This is a genomic window from Paenibacillus illinoisensis NBRC 15959, assembly GCF_004000925.1.
GTDB lineage: Bacteria > Bacillota > Bacilli > Paenibacillales > Paenibacillaceae > Paenibacillus > Paenibacillus illinoisensis.
In genome coordinates, this window is record NZ_BIME01000006.1 from 337,550 (window position 1) to 354,639 (window position 17,090).

Below are 17,090 nucleotides of genomic sequence, written 5' to 3' on the forward strand. Positions count from 1 at the left end.
GGAAACAGATGAATACGCAAGTCATCAATCAGGTGAAACAGTATGTAACGCAGCGAGCCATCTTTATCGTACTTATTCTGCTTGTCATCGGCATTGCCATTGCGGACCCGAACTTCCTTGCTTTCTCTACCCTACGGGATATATTGCAGCAGTCCTCCACAAGGGCCATCATTGCACTCGGGGCGGCCTTCATTCTCGTCACTGGCGGGGTCGATCTGTCAGCTGGCCGGGTGGTGGGTCTGACGGCTGTGGTATCCGCGTCCATGCTGCAAATTGACGAATATGCCAATCGCTTCTTCCCGGATCTGCCGCATTTATGGGTGGGGCTGCCCATTATAATTGGAATTGTGGCTGGTCTGATTGTCGGATTGGTAAATGGAATTATAGTCGCCAAGCTGCATGTACCTCCATTTATCGCCACACTGGGAACGATGGTGGCCGTATATGGGTTGAACTCGATTTATTTTGATACAGAGCCCAACCAGTCACAGCCGATTGGAGGACTTAGACCGGGCTTCACGGTGATCGGATCAGGCTATATTGATCTGGGAGGGGGCTACTCGATCCCTTATATTGTACTGATTGCGATTGCAGTAGCCTTAATCTGTTGGGTCGTTTTTAACAAAACCCGCCTCGGCAAAAATATGTACGCCATTGGCGGCAACATCCAGGCCGCGCATGTGTCGGGAATTCATGTCGCACGTAATTTGATTGCCCTGTATGCCATTGCGGGAGCGTTGTATGGACTGGGGGGTGTGCTGGAGGCAGCGCGTACAGGCGGAGCGACGAATAACTACGGCAATATGTATGAGCTGGATGCCATTGCGGCGTGTGTCGTTGGTGGCGTTTCAACAGCAGGAGGCATCGGAACAGTGCCAGGTGTTATGGCCGGTGTGCTCATCTTCGGGGTTATCAACTACGGCCTTACCTTTATCGGTGTAAGTCCCTATTGGCAGCTGATTATTAAAGGATTAATTATAGTTGCCGCTGTTGCATTTGATATCCGCAAATATATGGCGAAGAAATAGATATGTGGAGAGGAAAGAACAAAGCCAGCGCTCTGGAATGTCAGAGCGCTGGCTTCTTTTTTCTTTATGAATTGACGATCCAATCCAACATAGTAACCAAAGGGCCTATGAAACAGATGATCAGCATAGCACCGGCCACGATTGAAGCTGTTTTTGTACCAAAGTGTACGTTGTGTTTTCTTGCAATGATGATGGCAGGGATCCAGAAGATTGCAGTTATTACTGTTGGAATAATCAGTTCTTCGTCACCCTTGCTATAGATGGGCCAATTCATCTGATGAAACAGGTAATACCCGAACCTAAAATCATCAGGCCCCCATGCATAATTAAATGCAAATCCCAAAGCCACAATGAGCAGCGAAAATGTGCCAATTCCAAATGGTCTTCTACGTTCCACCAAGAGAATCACCTGCAACTTCCAATTTTATTGAAAATAAATCCATTACTGTATTATAACATACCAGAAAAAGGGTGGATGATGTACAGGATCGCTATTCAAGATGCTAAATAAATGGTATATAATCCATGAGCCCTATCCATTCCAATTTGGAGAGCTTCCATTAATCGACAACATTAGCTAATCATAATCGATATAATGCATGTAAATGAAGTGTTAGATGTGAGTAGATTGTCAAAGGGGGCGAGGCTGTTTGCTAACGTACACGATGAAAAGGGTTATTTTCCCGCTGGGTTGCCTGCTTGTAATCCTGTCCTCTTATTTTCTGGGCCGCACTTCCAGCCTCACATGGATGATCCTTGCCGGAGCCTTATTTGTTGCCAGCATTTATGGAGAAAGACGATATCCTGTATTACAGAAAATTCAGTGGATCTTCCTTGGCATATTTCACTATTTCAGTGAGTTGAACTGGTGCAACATGTTATATTACCTGCTCATCATGACAATGATTCAGAACAAACAGCGGGTAGAGCAGACCCTGCCCATTTCTCTCCTGCTCGTGCTGCAATATACAGGGATTCGGCTATCCTACGTTACGATAGATGCCTACACATTGTCGGTTTCCCTATTCGATCTACTCACGGCAATTGTTATAATCTTTCTGTATCATACGCTGGTTAACAGCGAAGCTGAAAAGCGCAGATTGCGCGAAAAAAATCAATTCCTCACCCTGCACGACCCGCTTACAGGGCTGCTCAACTATGAAGGATATATGAATGCACTGCAGGAAACGGCAGAGAAGCAGCGCTCCTTTTTGCTTATTCTTATGAACATCCAGAATTTCAACGGATTTAATAAGGAAGTGGAAAACAATTGGAGTTCCATCATAGCGGGGACAGGGGGGAGCATCTCCAAGCATTTTGCGGATGCTTATGGGATATCCCGTTATGCGGGAGATCGATTTTCAATCATTTTGCCCGAGGTTGCGGGTATCGAGGAACGAATGAGTACAATGCAAACCACCGATCTGAAAGGATTACAGGTTACGTATAGCATTTCGGTCTATCCGGAGACAGCAGAGACCCTCCAGCAGTTAATAACGATTGCAGAGGAGCGACTATTTCAGGCACAGCGCAGCAAGTGGATTAAGAATGAAGAAGAGATCTACCGTTCGGAAAGGCTCAGGGCTGTTGGAGAACTTGCAGCCGGCATGGCGCATGAGATCCGTAATCCGCTCACGGCGATTCGTGGATTCTTGCAGCTGTCACGCGGACAAGCGTACAATATTGCTCCGTGGTATGAAGTGATTATGGGTGAAGTGATCCGGGTTACGGATCTGACTGCAGAATTTCTGCAATTTTCCAAGCCGCAGGCTCATCTAATGAAACCGGAGAGGCTGGGCCACTGCCTTGAACGTGTTTTGTCATTAACCGAGTCAGATGCAGCATCCCGTGGACACCGGATTACATTAGAGATGACAGGCGAATCAGTTATGGTCAATATGGATCGGGACAAGATCGTACAGGTTCTGATTAATCTGATTCGTAATGCTTTTGAAGCAATGGAAGACCCGGGTGAAGTGCGTATTGGTTTGTTACATGATGGAGAAGAAGCACTTATCTCGATTACGGATACGGGCAGCGGCATTCCGGAGAACGCACTGGCGACGATCTTTGATCCATTTTATACGACCAAGGAAGAAGGTACAGGACTTGGACTGGCACTCTGTCAGAAAATTGCTTTGGACCATCATGGCAAAATTACCGTTCATAGTGAAATAGGGATTGGCGCTACATTCACCCTTCATTTACCTATGGGGGCATAATTCCAGCAAACAAAAACGCTGAACTGCTCACCGTTAAATAGACAGATAAAAAAACAAAAAAATAGTTCGTTTAGAAACCTTAGCTCAATAAGTGCTAAGGTTTCTTGTTTTGCTGTTCTTGAGCATTCATTCGGAAACAGACCGCCGAAATACTCCGTTAATGTTAGTTAATGTAGTAGTATCACATATAACGGTGAACGGCACTGTGAACATCTTCATACGTGTCATACCTCGTAAGATAATAACATTTTGTTTTAGTTTAATTATCAAATTATACATTCATGTGAATTTGACGAGCCTCCAAATATCGACAACATCAGCTAATCATAATCGATATAATACATGTAAAATAGGATCCGAGTGCGAGAATTATGTCAAAGGGGGCGAGGCTGTTTGCTAAGTTACACGATAAACAGGGTGGGCGGTTCCATTATTTCAGTAGACTAATGTTCAATAAAATGGAGGGGATGCTATGTACCAAAAAACGATTCGTAATAGTTTTACATTAGACGGCATTGCTATACATAGTGGAAATGTGTCAGAGATAACTCTGCATTCTGCACAACCAAACACAGGTATTGTTTTTAGAAGAGTGGATTTAGATCCATATGAAATTATTGAAGCTAGAATCGGTAATGTATCCAATACAGAACGTTGCACACAGCTTAAAAACAAGCAAGGATACGCTGTATCTATGGTTGAACATACAATGTCTGCTGTATGCGGGATGGGCATCGATAACGTGATTATTGATGTTAATGGTGAAGAATTACCTATTTTTGATGGCAGCTCTTCCTATATTGCAGCGAAGATTTTGGAAGTGGGTTATCTGCAGCAAGAAGTCCCCAAAACATACCTTCATTTACAACATAAAGTTAGAGTTGAGCATGGTACTTCTTTTCTCGAAGCTCATCCCTCCTCAATGATTTCCTATTGCGTTTGTTTTAAAAATGAACATAAAATTGCCTACCTCTCGGATCAAATATCCAATTTCAATTTTATAGAAAACGATTACTTAACTGATATTGCGCCAGCTAGGACATTTTGCTTTGAAGAAGAAATAATGTACTTAAGAAGCAAAGGTTTAATTCAAGGAGCTTCTTTAGAGCATGGAATAGTTGTTGGTAATAAGGAGATTTATCCCAACATGCGTTTTCATGATGAATTATCTCGTCACAAACTGCTGGATCTTATTGGTGATTTAGCTTTGAATCCTCCTTTTCATGCAAACATCATAGGATCGGGAACCTCTCACTATTTGAACACTCTTTTTGCTCGAGAATTATTAAATAATCTAATCTAAATATAATAGGAGACGATACCATGCCATGTAATTTAAATGAAATTGCTGAACAGTTAAATGGGATTTTAATAGGTAATGGCAATGTCGTTATAACAGGTGTAGGTTCAATTAGTGCTGCTAAAGAGGGAGAAATTGCTTTTGTTACGGATAAAAATTTAAATAAATTAGATAAATGTAATGCTTCGGCGCTCATTGTGCCAGAAACGACAATATTAAAATTTAAAGTACCTGTTATTAAGGTGAAAAATCCCAGACTCAATTTTATTCGTTTAATTGAGATGTTTAGTGAGAAAACCAGAAGTAGTGGTGTAGTATCATCAGAAACAATTGAGCCTTCGGTAACGTTAGGCTACAATGTGCAGATCGACGATTTCGCGGTAATCCAAGAAGATGTTTCTATTGGCGATCATACGATCATTTCCGCGCATTCATTTATTGGTAAAAAAGTGACCATTGGAACGAATTGCTTGATACACCCTAATGTCACTGTGTTACATGATACTTTCATCGGAGATAATGTCATCATTCACTCAGGCGCAGTCATTGGTGCTGACGGGTTTGGTTTTGAATGGGATGGGCAAAAACAAGTGAAAATCCCCCATATTGGAAATGTCATTATTATGGATGATGTTGAAATTGGCGCAAACACCACTATTGATCGAGGAACACTTGATTCAACGACCATAGGTAAAGGGACCAAAATGGACAACCTAATTCAAATTGGCCATAATGTTCAAATTGGTGTGCACTGCATTATTGCAGGTACAAGTGCAATTGGGGGCTCATCGAAGATTGGTAACCATGTCATCATGGCTGGCGGAAGTGCGGTAATTAATAATATCACCATTGGAGACAACTGTGTTGTTTTAGCTAAAACCATGGTTACTAAAAACATGCCCAAGAACTCAATGGTGTCAGGATATACAGCTCGTTCACATAAGAGACAATTACGAGAATCCGCTGCACTTTCCAGACTTCCGAAAACAATAAAAAAACTTAATGAAAAACTTGATGAACTTTCCAGAACAAAGGAAGGTGCTAAATGATACATCAGTCAGCCATTATTCATCCAACAGCAGTAATTGGGGACAATGTCGAAGTCGGACCTTTCAGTATCGTTGAAGAAAATTCAAAAATAGGTAACGGGTGCAGGATTGGAAGTCACGCAATCATAGGGTCTAACACGATATTGGGAGAGAATAACTATATTTCACATGGTGCCATTATCGGTTCAGATCCACAAGATAAAAGTTACCAAGGCGAAGAATCATATCTCATTATTGGAGATAATAATACCGTAAGAGAGTATGTCACCTTATGTAAAGGCACATCAAAAGGAGATTGTTTCACGAGAATAGGAAGTAACAACTTTATTATGAATTATGCTCATATCGCACATGATGTATTAATGGGAGATCATAACGTCATCGTCAATAATGTGCAAATTGGCGGACATGTTAATATTGAAGACTATATTACTTTTGGTTGTGGTTCTGGTGTACATCAATCATGTAACATCGGAAGATTTGCAATGATTGGGGCAGGAAGTAAAGTTTCACAGGATATCGTTCCATATTCTTTAGCAGATGGTCCACGTTCGTACATACATGGTATTAATATCATTGGTCTAAGAAGAAATGGATTTACAAATGAAGAAATAAGCACGATAAAAAAGATTAATGCCATTTTATTTCGCCAAAAGCGAACTCTCGATCAATCTATTGAAGCAATAAACAACTTACCTCCTTCTGAATTTAAGGAACACACATTGAATTTTTTAAATAAATCTACACGCGGAATTGTACGAATGAAGCGATAAAATGAAACGCCGCACAGGTCCCAGTACACGGAACCTTCGTGCGGCGTTTATATGTTTTCGCTCAGTGGATGGATCAGTTTGGCTGACCTTGATGGAGCAGATAATAAAACCCTTTTTGCTGCATGAGATCCTCGTGGTTACCTCGCTCGGCAATCTGGCCTGAATTGATCACCAGTATCTGATCTGCCTCCCGGATCGTGCTTAGTCTATGGGCGATGACGAAGCTGGTCCGGTCTTTCATCAACGTGCGCATCGCCTCCTGGATCTGCATTTCCGTACGGGTATCAATACTGCTCGTTGCCTCATCCAAAATGAGAATGGCCGGATCGGCGAGGATGGCCCGAGCAATCGTCAGCAATTGCCGCTGTCCTTGGCTCAGATTGCTTCCGCCCGCAATAATGGGGGTGTCGTAACCTTGGGACAGCTTGCGAATGAATGAATGGGCATTGGCCAGCTCAGCTGCCTGCCTGATCTGTTCATCTGTCGCATCTGGTTTGCCGTAGGCAATATTATCCCGAATGGTTCCCGAGAACAGGTAGGCATCCTGAAGCACAATACCGAGTCCGCGCCGGAGGTGATCCTTCTCCAGCTCTGAGATGTCCGTGCCATCAATGGTAATGCTTCCGCCTGTAATTTCATAGAAGCGGGGGAGCAGGTTAATGATGGTTGTTTTGCCGGCACCTGTTGGCCCGACCAGAGCAATCATCTCGCCAGGCTGCGCGGTGAAGCTGACATTTTTCAGAATCTCTCTATCGGAATTGTATCCAAAGGATACATTTTCAAAAACAACTTTACCTTGAATGTGATCCAGCTGCTTCTCCTGTTTCTCTTCGTATTCACTTGGCGTATCCATAATCTGAAACACACGCTCGGCACCGGCGATGGCTGCCTGAATCAGGTTGTACTGGTTCGCAAGATCGTTAAGAGGCCGCTCAATCTGCCGGGAATAGGCGAGAAAGCTTACAATCAGTCCGATGGACGTTAAATCGTGGTAAGCCATCCATCCACCTACTGCTGCGAGAATGGCAAATCCAATGTTGTTCATGACGTTCATCGTAGGTCCAACCAGCCCGGATACGGTTTGAGCCTGCGTACTTGCTGTACGCAGCTTTTCATTCAGGTTCTCAAAATGCTGGTGCGCCTGCTCTTGACGATTATAGGCGGCAACCACCTTTTGTCCGGCGATTGTTTCCTGCGCATAACCATTCAGCTCACCGAGCAGCTTCTGCTGGGCAGAAAAATGTTTGCGTGTTCTGGAAGCGATCAGCTTGGTCGCAATGGTGATTAACGGCACGGTCACCAGACTGAGAAGCGTCAGTCGGATATCCAGAGCAATCATGATCGACAGCGAACCAACAAGAAGGATCGCACTGGACATCAGCTGAGTCACACTCTGATTCAGGGTAGTGGACACGTTATCGATATCATTGGTAGCCCGGCTCATCAGGTCTCCGCTTTGATTTTTGTCAAAAAAGCTGATGGGCAGCTGCTGCAGCCTGGAGAACAAAGCCTGACGCAGATCCTTCACCGTCAATTGGGATACGCCGATCATGACATAAGACTGTCCCCACATCATGAGTGAACTCAGGACATAAACCGTCAGTAACAGGAGACAGTCCTTCAAAAGGCCGTCTGTCACTTTCGGAACAATATGCTCATTGACGGCACGGCCCAGAAGGTAGGGTCCCGCCAGATTAAGCAGTGTTCCCAGAGCGGTAAGGACCAGAGCCATGATAACCCCTTTGCGATGGCGTCCCATGTAGGACCATACTCGCAGGATGGCGTGCTTGGCATTTTTGGCTCTTACTTTCGGAACAGGTCCCCGGCCCGGTCCAGGTCTTCCGATGGGAGGAACGACAGGTGGCTGCGTGGAGGAAGATGCAGGTTTAGCCAAATTGAACATCCTCCTTCCGTTGTTGGGAATCATAAATGGCTTGATAGTGTGTGGAATTGGCCATGAGTTCGTCATGAGTACCACTTGCCACGATTTTCCCCTCATCCAGCACGTAAATGCAGTCTGCATCCTTCACCGAAGATATGCGCTGTGCTATCAAAAAGGTTGTGCTGTCTTTCATCAGGGAATGCAGTGCTCTCTGAATGCTTGCTTCGGTCTGCAGATCGACTGCACTCGTACTGTCATCCAAAATAAGAACATCCGGCCGCATGAGCAGGGCACGCGCAATGGAAATACGCTGTTTCTGCCCGCCGGAGAGATTGACTCCCCGCTGTCCAAGCTCCGTGTCGTAACCATCTTTCAGCTTCATGATAAATTCATCCGCTGCCGCTGCCCGTGCCGCTGCACGGATCTCGGCATCCGTGGCATCCGGTCTGCCGAAGCCGATATTATCCCGAATGCTGCCGCTGAACAGAATGGATTCCTGCAATACAATGGACACTCTGCTGCGAAGCAGCTGAAGATCCCAGTTCCGTACATTAACGCCGCCAACAAGTACTTCACCGAGTGAGGCATCATATAGGCGGGGGATCAGCTGCACGAGTGATGTCTTGCCTGAACCGGTGGAACCGAGTAAAGCCACTTTTTCCCCTGCTCGCGCAGTAAGATTAACTCCCGTGAGGGCATTTTCGCCGTCATAACGGAACGAAACGTCCCGGAATTCCACCTCACCTGGTCGGCGATCAGCCCTGGATGCCGGATTGGAGCCAACCTGAGTGGCCTGATTCGGCAATGCATTCTCTCTCTGGGCTTCATGGCCTGACTGAATGTCCGGCTCTGTATGTAGAACCTCGTTGATCCGGGCAGCCGACACCTTGGCCCGGGAGTAACTCATCATCATCATGCCGATGGAGGTGAGGGAGGAGAGCACCACCGTTACATAGTTGATAAAAGCAATCAGATCCCCGGCTGCAATATCGCCTCCTACAACCTGAAACCCGCCAAACCATAATACGGCTACGATTGTCGCATTCAGCATCAGGCTGAGTACAGGTGCATTCAGCGTAACAATGCGCCAGGCTTTCACCGCTGTTCCCGTATAATCCTCATTGGATTGATTGAAACGCTTTTTCTCCGTGCCTGCACGTGCAAAAGCCTTGACGACACGAATCCCAGCGAGATTTTCCTGCAGAACGGCGTTGACTTGATCCAGCTTGTTCTGCACGCTGGCAAACAGCGGGTAGGAAGCGGATATGAGAATGTACAGAATGACAAAGAGAACAGGTACGGTCATCATGAGGATCAGCGCCAGCTTGATACTGATCGTAAATGCCATAATAATACTGCCGATGATCAACATCGGCGACCGGATGAACATTCGCAGAAGCATCTGTACAAAGGTCTGCATCTGCGTAATATCGCTCGTTAGACGCGTGATGAGCGATCCTTCCTGGAATGTGTCCAAATTACGGAAGGAAAAGGTTTGAATATGGTCGAACAGCTCCTGGCGCAGATCCGTACCATATCCAACAGACGCTTTGCTGGAAAAGAGTGTACAGCCTGCTCCGCCAACCCAGCCAATGAGGGCAAACAAAAGCATGAACAGCCCTGTGTGTACAATATGGGGCAGGTCACCGGCAAGCACGCCATCATCCACGATGCTGGACATCAGCTTCGGCTGAAGCAGGTCCATGGCTACCTCCAGCACCATAAGGAGTGGAGCGAGTATGGCGGCTGACTTATAAGGCGTCAAAAATCGTTTTAACGTCCACAATTGGGAAATCACCTCATTCAATGAAGTCTAAAATCATGCTGCTAAAATTCCATGCGTCATTCAGGATTCACGAAGGTTGTGAATCATGCGCTGTGCAAGCGCTGACATGAGTTGCGTTTCTTCTGGCGTAAATCCTTCCTGAGCCTGGAGCTCCAGTTCCTGAAATACCTCACTCAAATCCTTGAGCGCGCTGCGGCCCTGGTCGGTCAGATAGACACGCAGACTGCGCTGGTCATTCGGATCGGCTTCACGCCTTACATATCCCGATGTTTCCATGCGTTTCAGCATGACTGTAACGGTTGCAGGAGCACGGCGAAGCTTCTCGGCCAGACTTTTCTGGGTCTGACCATCTTCACGGTCAAGCTGGAACAGCAGTGGAGGTTGTCCGGGGTACAGCTCGGGGTGGTTAACCAGCTTCTCATGAACTTTATAGCGATGCAGCTTCACAAGTTCGGATAATTGTCCGAGCAGCCGTTCGTTGCGGGCTGAATGCATATGCTATCCTCCTATTAATTAGTCGACTAACTAAATCATAAGTTTGATCTTACATACCGTCAAGGCATTTGTAAGGTGGAATTTAAAAATGCGAGGGCAACGTATCCCCAGCGCGGAGCGATACAGGTTTTGCAACATAAGAAAAAGAGCTCCGGAACGGATCCGCAGCTCCAACTGAAGAGGGAGAAATACTGTGGTGCTCTTACAGGTAACCCTATTTCATATTACATCGGTTCAGCCCGTGACTGTGACTTGACTGCAGGAGAGATGGAGAGCTTGCGCCATAACCATTCGACCGGTCCCGATTTAAATTTGAGCAGCCATGCATGGGAGAATAACATCATTACAATACAGATGCCGGCCCACAGTAACAGGATCACAAGTGAGGACGGAGAACCACCGAGTCCCAGACCCCATCCATAAAAGATGGCGGAAGCCAGGATGTTTTGCATAATGTAAGAGCTTAGTGCCATCTTGCCAATCTCTCCGAACCGCCTGAAGAGACCGGCGAACCTATTCCTTTCCAGCATGTAAGCGATCAGCCCAAGATAGCCGAGCGTAAGGATCGGTGCACTGATGTACCGAACAAATAAGTCCATGCTGCCTCCCGGCACCAGCAGGAGCAGATTCAGAGGAATGCCAGCGGCAAGCCCGAAATTCATCCATTTGCGGCGTCTAAGACGCCCGGATGCCTCGTCTGAGAATAGGTTTGCACGCATGAGCATGGAACCCAGCAGGAACAGAAATATATTCAGCGGAATGATAACGATGGACTCTGTTCGAAAGAAAGCAAAGTTGTCCAGCCGGAATAGAACCTGCTCCCACCATGTTCCCGAGGCGTATAGCTTGGTAATCGTGTCCATGCCATTGAAGGTGGAACCACTCTCTGAAAGGGCCAGGAGTGCGGTAATTCCGCCCACTCCGATGAGGTGTATACCGCCCATGAGCCCCATCACAATCAGGATAAAGCGGCGGGAACGGTTAATGATGAAGGACACGATGACGCCTGTAATCGCATAACTCATCAGAACATCGTATTCCATGACCAACGTGTAGTGCAGCAATCCATCAATGAGCAGCAGCACACATGTCCATATGTAAACCCCTGGCCAGACATATCCTTCACGAAGTGCTTTTTGCCGCTTTAATTCCATGCCTGCCCCGAAGAGAAGAGTAAGCAGTCCGAGGAATTTTCCATTAACCAGCATAAGCATCAGTGTTTGCACTGCACGATCACCTGAGGACCACCAGGGCTGATGCGGATCTCCAAACATTTTGTTCAGATCGCCCAGATAAGCAAAAAGCCAAATATTCGTCCCCAGTGTACCGATAATCGCAAATCCTCTAAGAACATCCAATAATACGATCCTTTTCATTCCAGCGATACATCCTCCTTTAATAATACGAGTGAATTAAAATCAATATAACACAATTGTATTAAAATAAACAGCAAACGCAGTTCTTATTTTTTTAGATATGGGAAATATTGACGAAGGATAACAGATGTGTTAACTTCTTATTATCTAATTGTTAATAACATTATGTTAATAACAGAACGGGGTTTTAATTATGACAAATGAAGGTTATTCGGAGGGGCGACCATTGGACCATCTGAATCATGGAGATATTAGCGAGCAGCAGTTTCTGGAGACATATAATGCAGGCGATTATGAGCGTCCTTCAGTGACGGTAGATATGCTTGTCTTCACGATAAGGAGCGAGGCTCAGTCCAATTATCGCAAACTTGCTGAGCCGGCACTGCAGCTGCTGATGATTCGCCGCGGTGGTCATCCCTATATGGGCAAGTGGGCATTACCGGGTGGATTCGTGTCCATGCAGGAATCCCTGGAGGATGCAGCACGCCGCGAGCTGGTTACAGAGACCGGGCTGGATGATATCTATCTGGAGCAGTTGTACACGTGGGGCGATGTGCACCGTGATCCTCGTACAAGGGTGATCAGCTGCTCGTACATGGCGCTCGTTGATAGCAGCGAGCTTGAGCTGGAAGCAGGCGATGATGCGAGTGATGCAGACTGGTTCAGGGTAGAACAGCGGCTCCTTGAGGAGAAACGTCATATTCATGAACGAGGTCGTACGACGGAACGAAGGGTGCAGCTGACGTTGTCGAACGGAACAGAGGAGCTATCGGCTGTCATTGAGGTGAAGGAAGCTGTGGAAGGCAGCGTTCGAAGCAGCAGTATGACCATCTTGGAAGTGAAGGGCATAGCGTTTGACCATGCCAAGATTATGTATTATGCGCTGGAACGATTACGATCCAAAGTGGAATATACGGATATTGCTTTTAATCTGATGCCGGAGACATTTACGCTGACTGCCCTGCAGAAGGTCTATGAGATTATTGGTGGCAAAAAGCTGCTGGCTGCAGCCTTCCGGCGCAAAATCGCGGATTGGGTGATCGAAACCGGAGAGTTTACGGGCAATGCAGGACATCGTCCTTCTCGTCTATACAGACTGAACCCGGAGCGTATGACGACATAATTTTTTTTGTATTGAAAGGAGGGCATCTGGAATTATGGAGAAGTTTACTTTCTTTTGGCGTACCGCATCACCCTTTTCCCAGTGGCATCCGGCAGATTTTACGGTGAACGGAATCGGTTATACGAGTGCCGAACAATACATGATGCATCAAAAAGCACTGCTGTTTGGCGATCAGGCCATGGCGGACAAGATTTTGAAGGCAACCTCAGCTTCAGTGCAAAAGAAGCTGGGCAGACAGGTAACCGGATTCGACCAGACGATATGGGAAGCGAGCTGCAAACGCATTGTTTATGAAGGTAACCAGGCCAAATTCATGCAAAATGAAGACCTGCTTGCCGCATTGCTCGACACCCGTGGCACGACCCTTGTGGAAGCAAGCCCGGATGACCGGATCTGGGGCGTTGGGCTGGCAGAGGAAGATCCACGTATCCGCCATCGCAGAACATGGCGAGGAACCAACTGGCTCGGTGAGATTCTGACCCGGCTAAGAGATGAGATAGGAAGTGATTAGAATGAATGCTAACCAGCATAAGAAAAATAACCAGCTAAAAAGCACGAATCAGCGCTCGGGCCGTGCTCGAATTGCCCAGGAAACACTGGCCATCCTGGAAGAGGGGCAGTACATCAACGGATATGACCGCAGGGTATCGATTGATGAAGATTTGAAACGAGCGATTCAGGGTTCCGTTTTATACCGTCCGGATGAGCTTCCGGCACTTCGGGAGCAGGTGCGCCAATTACAGCCAACGCCTAAGTCTGCAGCTGCCAAGATTGAAGTCACCGGTGAGACGACGCTTGCCGCAGCTTCACGTCTTGTGGTAGATGAGGGGAGAACGGATGTCGTTTGCCTGAACTTTGCCTCAGCGAAAAATCCGGGTGGAGGTTTCCTGGGTGGAAGTCAGGCACAGGAAGAGAGTCTCGCCCGGGCTTCCGGGTTATATCCTTGTATTTCTCAAATGAATGAAATGTATGATCATAATCGTAAGCTGCGCACCTGTCTGTATTCAGACTATATGATCTATTCACCGGATGTACCGGTCATACGTGATGATGAGGACCGGCTGCTAGCCCAATATTACACGACCGCCTTTATTTCGGCTCCTGCCGTCAATGCTGGCGTTGTGAAGGAACGGGAGCAGGCAGATGACCAGCAGATCGAATCGGTCATGAAGGAGCGGATTCGGTATATTTTGGACGTGGCGGCGATGAATGGTCATCGTACCCTTGTTCTGGGTGCTTATGGTTGCGGGGTGTTCCGGAATGACCCGGTGGATGTGGCGAGGTATTTCCATGATGTCCTGGTACAGGAGAATTTCAGGCAGTCCTTTGAGCGGATTGTATTTGCTGTGTTGGATAGATCAGCTGGACAGAGAATAATCAAGGCGTTTCAAGAACAATTGCTTTGAACAGCAAGTAAGTCATTTTAATATGTGAAGAAGGAGGATTAAGATGCAATTTCGTGAGATCCAACAGGATTTGTTTGCAATGGATGAAGCTTATACGCTCGCTCATTGTATTTCCGCTGATGCCCGCATGGGGGCGGGAATTGCAGTACAGTTTCGGGAAAGATTCGGGCTTCAGGTTTTACAAGAGCAGGCGAAGCAGGAAGCGCTTGAGATTGGACGGTGTTACCCGGTAGGGCGTACGTTGAATCTCGTAACCAAGGCGAAGTTTTCGAATAAACCAACCTATTCATCGTTTACCCGCGCGGTGCAATCGATGCGAGACGTCTGTGTAGAACAAGAAATCAGTAAGCTGGCCATGCCGCAGATTGGTTGCGGGCTCGACAGACTGAAGTGGGACAAAGTAAGCGGTATTATTCAGGATACGTTTGCTGACACGGATGTTGAGATTGTCGTTTGTACCTTATGAGGATGAGGAATGACAGGCTTTTATTGAAATATAGAAAAAACCTCTGCTTCGGACGGAGGAGAACAGGACAGCAAGTCTGCCGTTCCCTCTCCAGTTCGTAAGCGAGGTTTTTTGGTGATTTCTCCAGTGTGCTACTGGTTTATTTTTGGGTAAACATCTCTTTGGCCTCATCCAGTGCCATTTTATTGCCGATTGCGGAATAGTCCAGCCAAGGCTGCGCGCCGATGGTGTACACGTGACCGGCTTTAACGGCTTTTAGCCCTTGCCAGATCGGGTTGTTTTGCAGTTCTTTGAACATGTTCTCCGCTTCCTCATCCGAGTTCACCACTACGAAGATGGCATCTGCATCGAAATCAGGCAGTACTTCACGAGAGATCACCTGGTAAGGCTTGGTGGAATCAATATCCGTTATGTCTTTGGCCGGGGTCAGTCCAAGATCATCATACAAGATCGGCCCCATAGGGCGGCGTGTGCTGAATACACGCAATTCTTTGGCAGTTACACGGATGGCCATCACGCTACCATCACCGATCTCGTCGTGGATTAATGATTTTACCTCTTCGGTCTCTGCTGCATAATCCTGAATATATTGCTCTGCTTCCTTCTCGCGATGGACCAGCTTGCCAATGTCCTTGAGGTGATCACGCCATGTACCGTCATCCAGATTAAATACATGCACAGGAGCGATTTTCTCAAACTTGGCAATGTCCTCACCGGAATATTCTTCATCGAGATAGATCACATCAGGCTTCAGGGCAAGCAGGGTTTCCATGTCGGGATCTTTCACCGGACCAAGCGGTGTCGTGTTTTGCAGGCGATCTGCAACATGGGACAGGAATGCTTTGGCCTCGCCGCCAATAACGGAACCAACGGGTGTGATGCCAAGCGCCAGCAAGTCATTCGTCAGGTGGATGGACATTGACGCGATGCGTTGTTCTCCGGAAGCCGGACTGCTATCCTGCTGCTCGGAAGTGCTGTCCGTGGAAGTGCTGCCAGCAGCGGATGAAGAGCCAGAATTGCTGGCAGTTCCGCAAGCGGCAAGCACAAATATCAGGCAAATGCTCAGGGCGAGCAATACATTTTTCTTTAACATGAATATTCACATTCTCCTTGAACATCACTTGGATGTTAATAATTAGATGAATAAAGTAGATCACCGGCTTCGATCATTTGGTTCGCACCAGTAGATATAAAAAGTAAGGTGCACCAATGGCAGCCACCACAATGCCTGCGGGGATGGCATTCGGTTGGAAAATCGTTCGTCCCATCGTATCGGCAGTAACCAGGATGACCATGCCAATGAGACCCGCCGCCGGAATCAGGTGGCGATGCATCGGACCGACAAGTATGCGGGCGAGGTGCGGCGCGGCCAGTCCGATGAATCCGATCCCTCCGGCCATGGATACACTTATGGCTGACAGCGCCACAGTACATAAGAGAAGCCATATGCGCTGGGATCGGACGGGTGTACCAATCCCCGTGGCGGCTGCATCTCCAAGACCGAAAGCGTCCAGCGTTTTGGAACGGCTCCAGATGTAGGGAACACAGACTGCAATCCATGGAAGCAGAGCCTGCACGTGAATCCAGTCCCGACCCCACACACTGCCGGCGAGCCAGCGGGCAGCGAAGGAATACGTATCTTCATCCAGCCGAAGAGACAGATATAACGTTAGCGCATGAAACCCTGCGGCGACAGCGATACCGACCAGGATCAGCTTGATGGGAGATACCCCGTTATGCCGATCATAGGCGAGCAGCATAATGATCAGTGCTGAGATGACTCCGCCTGCAAAAGTAAACAAGGGGATCAGCAGGGCAATCGAGCCATCCATGGAATAGGACAGACTTACGAAAACCATCAGCCCCAATGCGGCTCCTGCATGAAGGCCAAGAATGCCGGGATCGGCAAGCGGGTTGCGCGTAATGCCTTGAAGGGCCGCTCCCGAGATGCCAAGACCTGCTCCAGCCAGGACTGTAATGAGAATGCGAGGCAAACGGTAATCGAACAACACAATCTGATCGTCCGCAGTACCATTACCAAGCAGGGTTTGCAGTACAGCGAGCGGAGAGAGACGAATCGTACCCGTATTCAGGCTAATCACGATAACCGTGCATGCAATACAGATCAGCGTAACGCTGACTGCGATGGATCGTTTTCCCCGTGAAGGCATCATGGATCTCATG

At 47.3% G+C, this 17,090-nt stretch carries 16 protein-coding genes; 9 read left to right on the forward strand and 7 right to left on the reverse strand.

All coding sequences use genetic code 11. The features are described 5' to 3' along the window. Positions 1-8 precede the first annotated feature (8 nt). Positions 9-1,028: a galactose/methyl galactoside ABC transporter permease MglC gene (gene mglC / locus PIL01S_RS17080; RefSeq protein WP_127538536.1), complete on the forward strand. Its 1,020-nt coding sequence runs from the start codon at positions 9-11 to the stop codon at positions 1,026-1,028. 64 nt (positions 1,029-1,092) lie between these two features. On the opposite strand, the gene PIL01S_RS17085 is transcribed toward mglC, so the two are convergent. Next, positions 1,093-1,425, reverse strand: coding sequence for a hypothetical protein (locus PIL01S_RS17085; RefSeq protein WP_127538537.1), 333 nt, complete (start codon positions 1,423-1,425; stop codon positions 1,093-1,095). Positions 1,426-1,678: 253 nt separating this feature from the next. Between PIL01S_RS17085 and PIL01S_RS17090 the strand changes: the two genes are divergently transcribed. The 4 genes from PIL01S_RS17090 to lpxA all read left to right on the forward strand — a co-directional run bounded on the left by PIL01S_RS17090 (position 1,679) and on the right by lpxA (position 6,372). Then, a complete protein-coding gene (locus PIL01S_RS17090; protein ID WP_246058371.1) occupies positions 1,679-3,250 on the forward strand; it encodes a sensor histidine kinase in 1,572 nt (523 codons plus the stop codon). 472 nt (positions 3,251-3,722) lie between these two features. Then, a complete protein-coding gene (gene lpxC / locus PIL01S_RS17095) occupies positions 3,723-4,553 on the forward strand; it encodes a UDP-3-O-acyl-N-acetylglucosamine deacetylase (RefSeq protein WP_127538538.1) in 831 nt (276 codons plus the stop codon). A gap of 20 nt (positions 4,554-4,573) precedes the next feature. Next, on the forward strand, positions 4,574-5,599 hold the full coding sequence (gene lpxD, locus PIL01S_RS17100) for a UDP-3-O-(3-hydroxymyristoyl)glucosamine N-acyltransferase (RefSeq protein WP_127538539.1): 1,026 nt from the start codon (positions 4,574-4,576) through the stop codon (positions 5,597-5,599). Continuing rightward, a complete protein-coding gene (lpxA, locus tag PIL01S_RS17105; protein ID WP_127538540.1) occupies positions 5,596-6,372 on the forward strand; it encodes an acyl-ACP--UDP-N-acetylglucosamine O-acyltransferase in 777 nt (258 codons plus the stop codon). The genes lpxD and lpxA overlap by 4 nt, the downstream gene beginning before the upstream one ends. A 73-nt stretch (positions 6,373-6,445) precedes the next feature. On the opposite strand, the gene PIL01S_RS17110 is transcribed toward lpxA, so the two are convergent. The 4 genes from PIL01S_RS17110 to PIL01S_RS17125 all read right to left on the reverse strand — a co-directional run bounded on the left by PIL01S_RS17110 (position 6,446) and on the right by PIL01S_RS17125 (position 11,911). Beyond that, positions 6,446-8,275: an ABC transporter ATP-binding protein gene (locus PIL01S_RS17110; RefSeq protein WP_371859970.1), complete on the reverse strand. Its 1,830-nt coding sequence runs from the start codon at positions 8,273-8,275 to the stop codon at positions 6,446-6,448. Then, positions 8,259-10,040 carry an ABC transporter ATP-binding protein gene (locus PIL01S_RS17115; protein WP_127538542.1) on the reverse strand — a complete coding sequence of 594 codons (1,782 nt, stop codon included), beginning with the start codon at positions 10,038-10,040 and terminating at the stop codon, positions 8,259-8,261. Before PIL01S_RS17115 ends, PIL01S_RS17110 begins: the two co-directional genes overlap by 17 nt. A gap of 60 nt (positions 10,041-10,100) precedes the next feature. Then, the gene (locus PIL01S_RS17120; protein ID WP_127538543.1) at positions 10,101-10,535 is read right to left on the reverse strand and encodes a MarR family winged helix-turn-helix transcriptional regulator; all 435 of its coding nucleotides are present in this window, start codon (positions 10,533-10,535) and stop codon (positions 10,101-10,103) included. Between the two features lie 224 nt (positions 10,536-10,759). After that, on the reverse strand, positions 10,760-11,911 hold the full coding sequence (locus PIL01S_RS17125) for a DUF418 domain-containing protein (protein ID WP_127538544.1): 1,152 nt from the start codon (positions 11,909-11,911) through the stop codon (positions 10,760-10,762). Between the two features lie 193 nt (positions 11,912-12,104). On the opposite strand from PIL01S_RS17125, the gene PIL01S_RS17130 reads away from it, so the two are divergent. Genes PIL01S_RS17130 through PIL01S_RS17145 form a run of 4 tightly spaced genes read left to right on the forward strand, consistent with a single transcriptional unit; the run spans position 12,105 to position 14,906 of the window. Continuing rightward, complete coding sequence (locus PIL01S_RS17130) at positions 12,105-13,034, forward strand: NUDIX hydrolase (protein ID WP_127538545.1); 930 nt, start codon at positions 12,105-12,107, stop codon at positions 13,032-13,034. 34 nt (positions 13,035-13,068) lie between these two features. Next, positions 13,069-13,545, forward strand: a complete 477-nt coding sequence (locus PIL01S_RS17135; RefSeq protein WP_127538546.1) for an NADAR family protein — start codon at positions 13,069-13,071, stop codon at positions 13,543-13,545. Position 13,546: 1 nt separating this feature from the next. Then, positions 13,547-14,440, forward strand: a complete 894-nt coding sequence (locus PIL01S_RS17140; RefSeq protein WP_127538547.1) for a TIGR02452 family protein — start codon at positions 13,547-13,549, stop codon at positions 14,438-14,440. A gap of 43 nt (positions 14,441-14,483) precedes the next feature. After that, positions 14,484-14,906: a macro domain-containing protein gene (locus PIL01S_RS17145; protein WP_127538548.1), complete on the forward strand. Its 423-nt coding sequence runs from the start codon at positions 14,484-14,486 to the stop codon at positions 14,904-14,906. Positions 14,907-15,045: 139 nt separating this feature from the next. Here the strand turns inward: PIL01S_RS17145 and PIL01S_RS17150 are convergent, their stop codons facing one another. Together PIL01S_RS17150 and PIL01S_RS17155 are read right to left on the reverse strand one after the other, a co-directional pair. After that, positions 15,046-15,999 (reverse strand): iron-hydroxamate ABC transporter substrate-binding protein, encoded by a 954-nt coding sequence (locus PIL01S_RS17150; RefSeq protein ID WP_127538549.1) that lies wholly within the window; start codon positions 15,997-15,999, stop codon positions 15,046-15,048. Positions 16,000-16,072: 73 nt separating this feature from the next. Continuing rightward, the gene (locus tag PIL01S_RS17155) at positions 16,073-17,089 is read right to left on the reverse strand and encodes a FecCD family ABC transporter permease (protein WP_127538550.1); all 1,017 of its coding nucleotides are present in this window, start codon (positions 17,087-17,089) and stop codon (positions 16,073-16,075) included. Position 17,090 lies beyond the last annotated feature (1 nt).

Excerpts from the sequence above, each read along its gene's own strand:
- mglC (WP_127538536.1), top strand. The coding sequence starts at position 9 with ATGAATACGCAAGTCATCAATCAGGTGAAACAGTATGTAACGCAGCGA.
- lpxC (WP_127538538.1), top strand. The coding sequence starts at position 3,723 with ATGTACCAAAAAACGATTCGTAATAGTTTTACATTAGACGGCATTGCT.
- lpxD (WP_127538539.1), top strand. The coding sequence starts at position 4,574 with ATGCCATGTAATTTAAATGAAATTGCTGAACAGTTAAATGGGATTTTA.
- lpxA (WP_127538540.1), top strand. The coding sequence starts at position 5,596 with ATGATACATCAGTCAGCCATTATTCATCCAACAGCAGTAATTGGGGAC.
- PIL01S_RS17110 (WP_371859970.1), bottom strand. The coding sequence starts at position 8,275 with ATGTTCAATTTGGCTAAACCTGCATCTTCCTCCACGCAGCCACCTGTC.
- PIL01S_RS17120 (WP_127538543.1), bottom strand. The coding sequence starts at position 10,535 with ATGCATTCAGCCCGCAACGAACGGCTGCTCGGACAATTATCCGAACTT.
- PIL01S_RS17125 (WP_127538544.1), bottom strand. The coding sequence starts at position 11,911 with ATGAAAAGGATCGTATTATTGGATGTTCTTAGAGGATTTGCGATTATC.
- PIL01S_RS17130 (WP_127538545.1), top strand. The coding sequence starts at position 12,105 with ATGACAAATGAAGGTTATTCGGAGGGGCGACCATTGGACCATCTGAAT.
- PIL01S_RS17135 (WP_127538546.1), top strand. The coding sequence starts at position 13,069 with ATGGAGAAGTTTACTTTCTTTTGGCGTACCGCATCACCCTTTTCCCAG.
- PIL01S_RS17140 (WP_127538547.1), top strand. The coding sequence starts at position 13,547 with ATGAATGCTAACCAGCATAAGAAAAATAACCAGCTAAAAAGCACGAAT.
- PIL01S_RS17145 (WP_127538548.1), top strand. The coding sequence starts at position 14,484 with ATGCAATTTCGTGAGATCCAACAGGATTTGTTTGCAATGGATGAAGCT.
- PIL01S_RS17150 (WP_127538549.1), bottom strand. The coding sequence starts at position 15,999 with ATGTTAAAGAAAAATGTATTGCTCGCCCTGAGCATTTGCCTGATATTT.
- PIL01S_RS17155 (WP_127538550.1), bottom strand. The coding sequence starts at position 17,089 with ATGAGATCCATGATGCCTTCACGGGGAAAACGATCCATCGCAGTCAGC.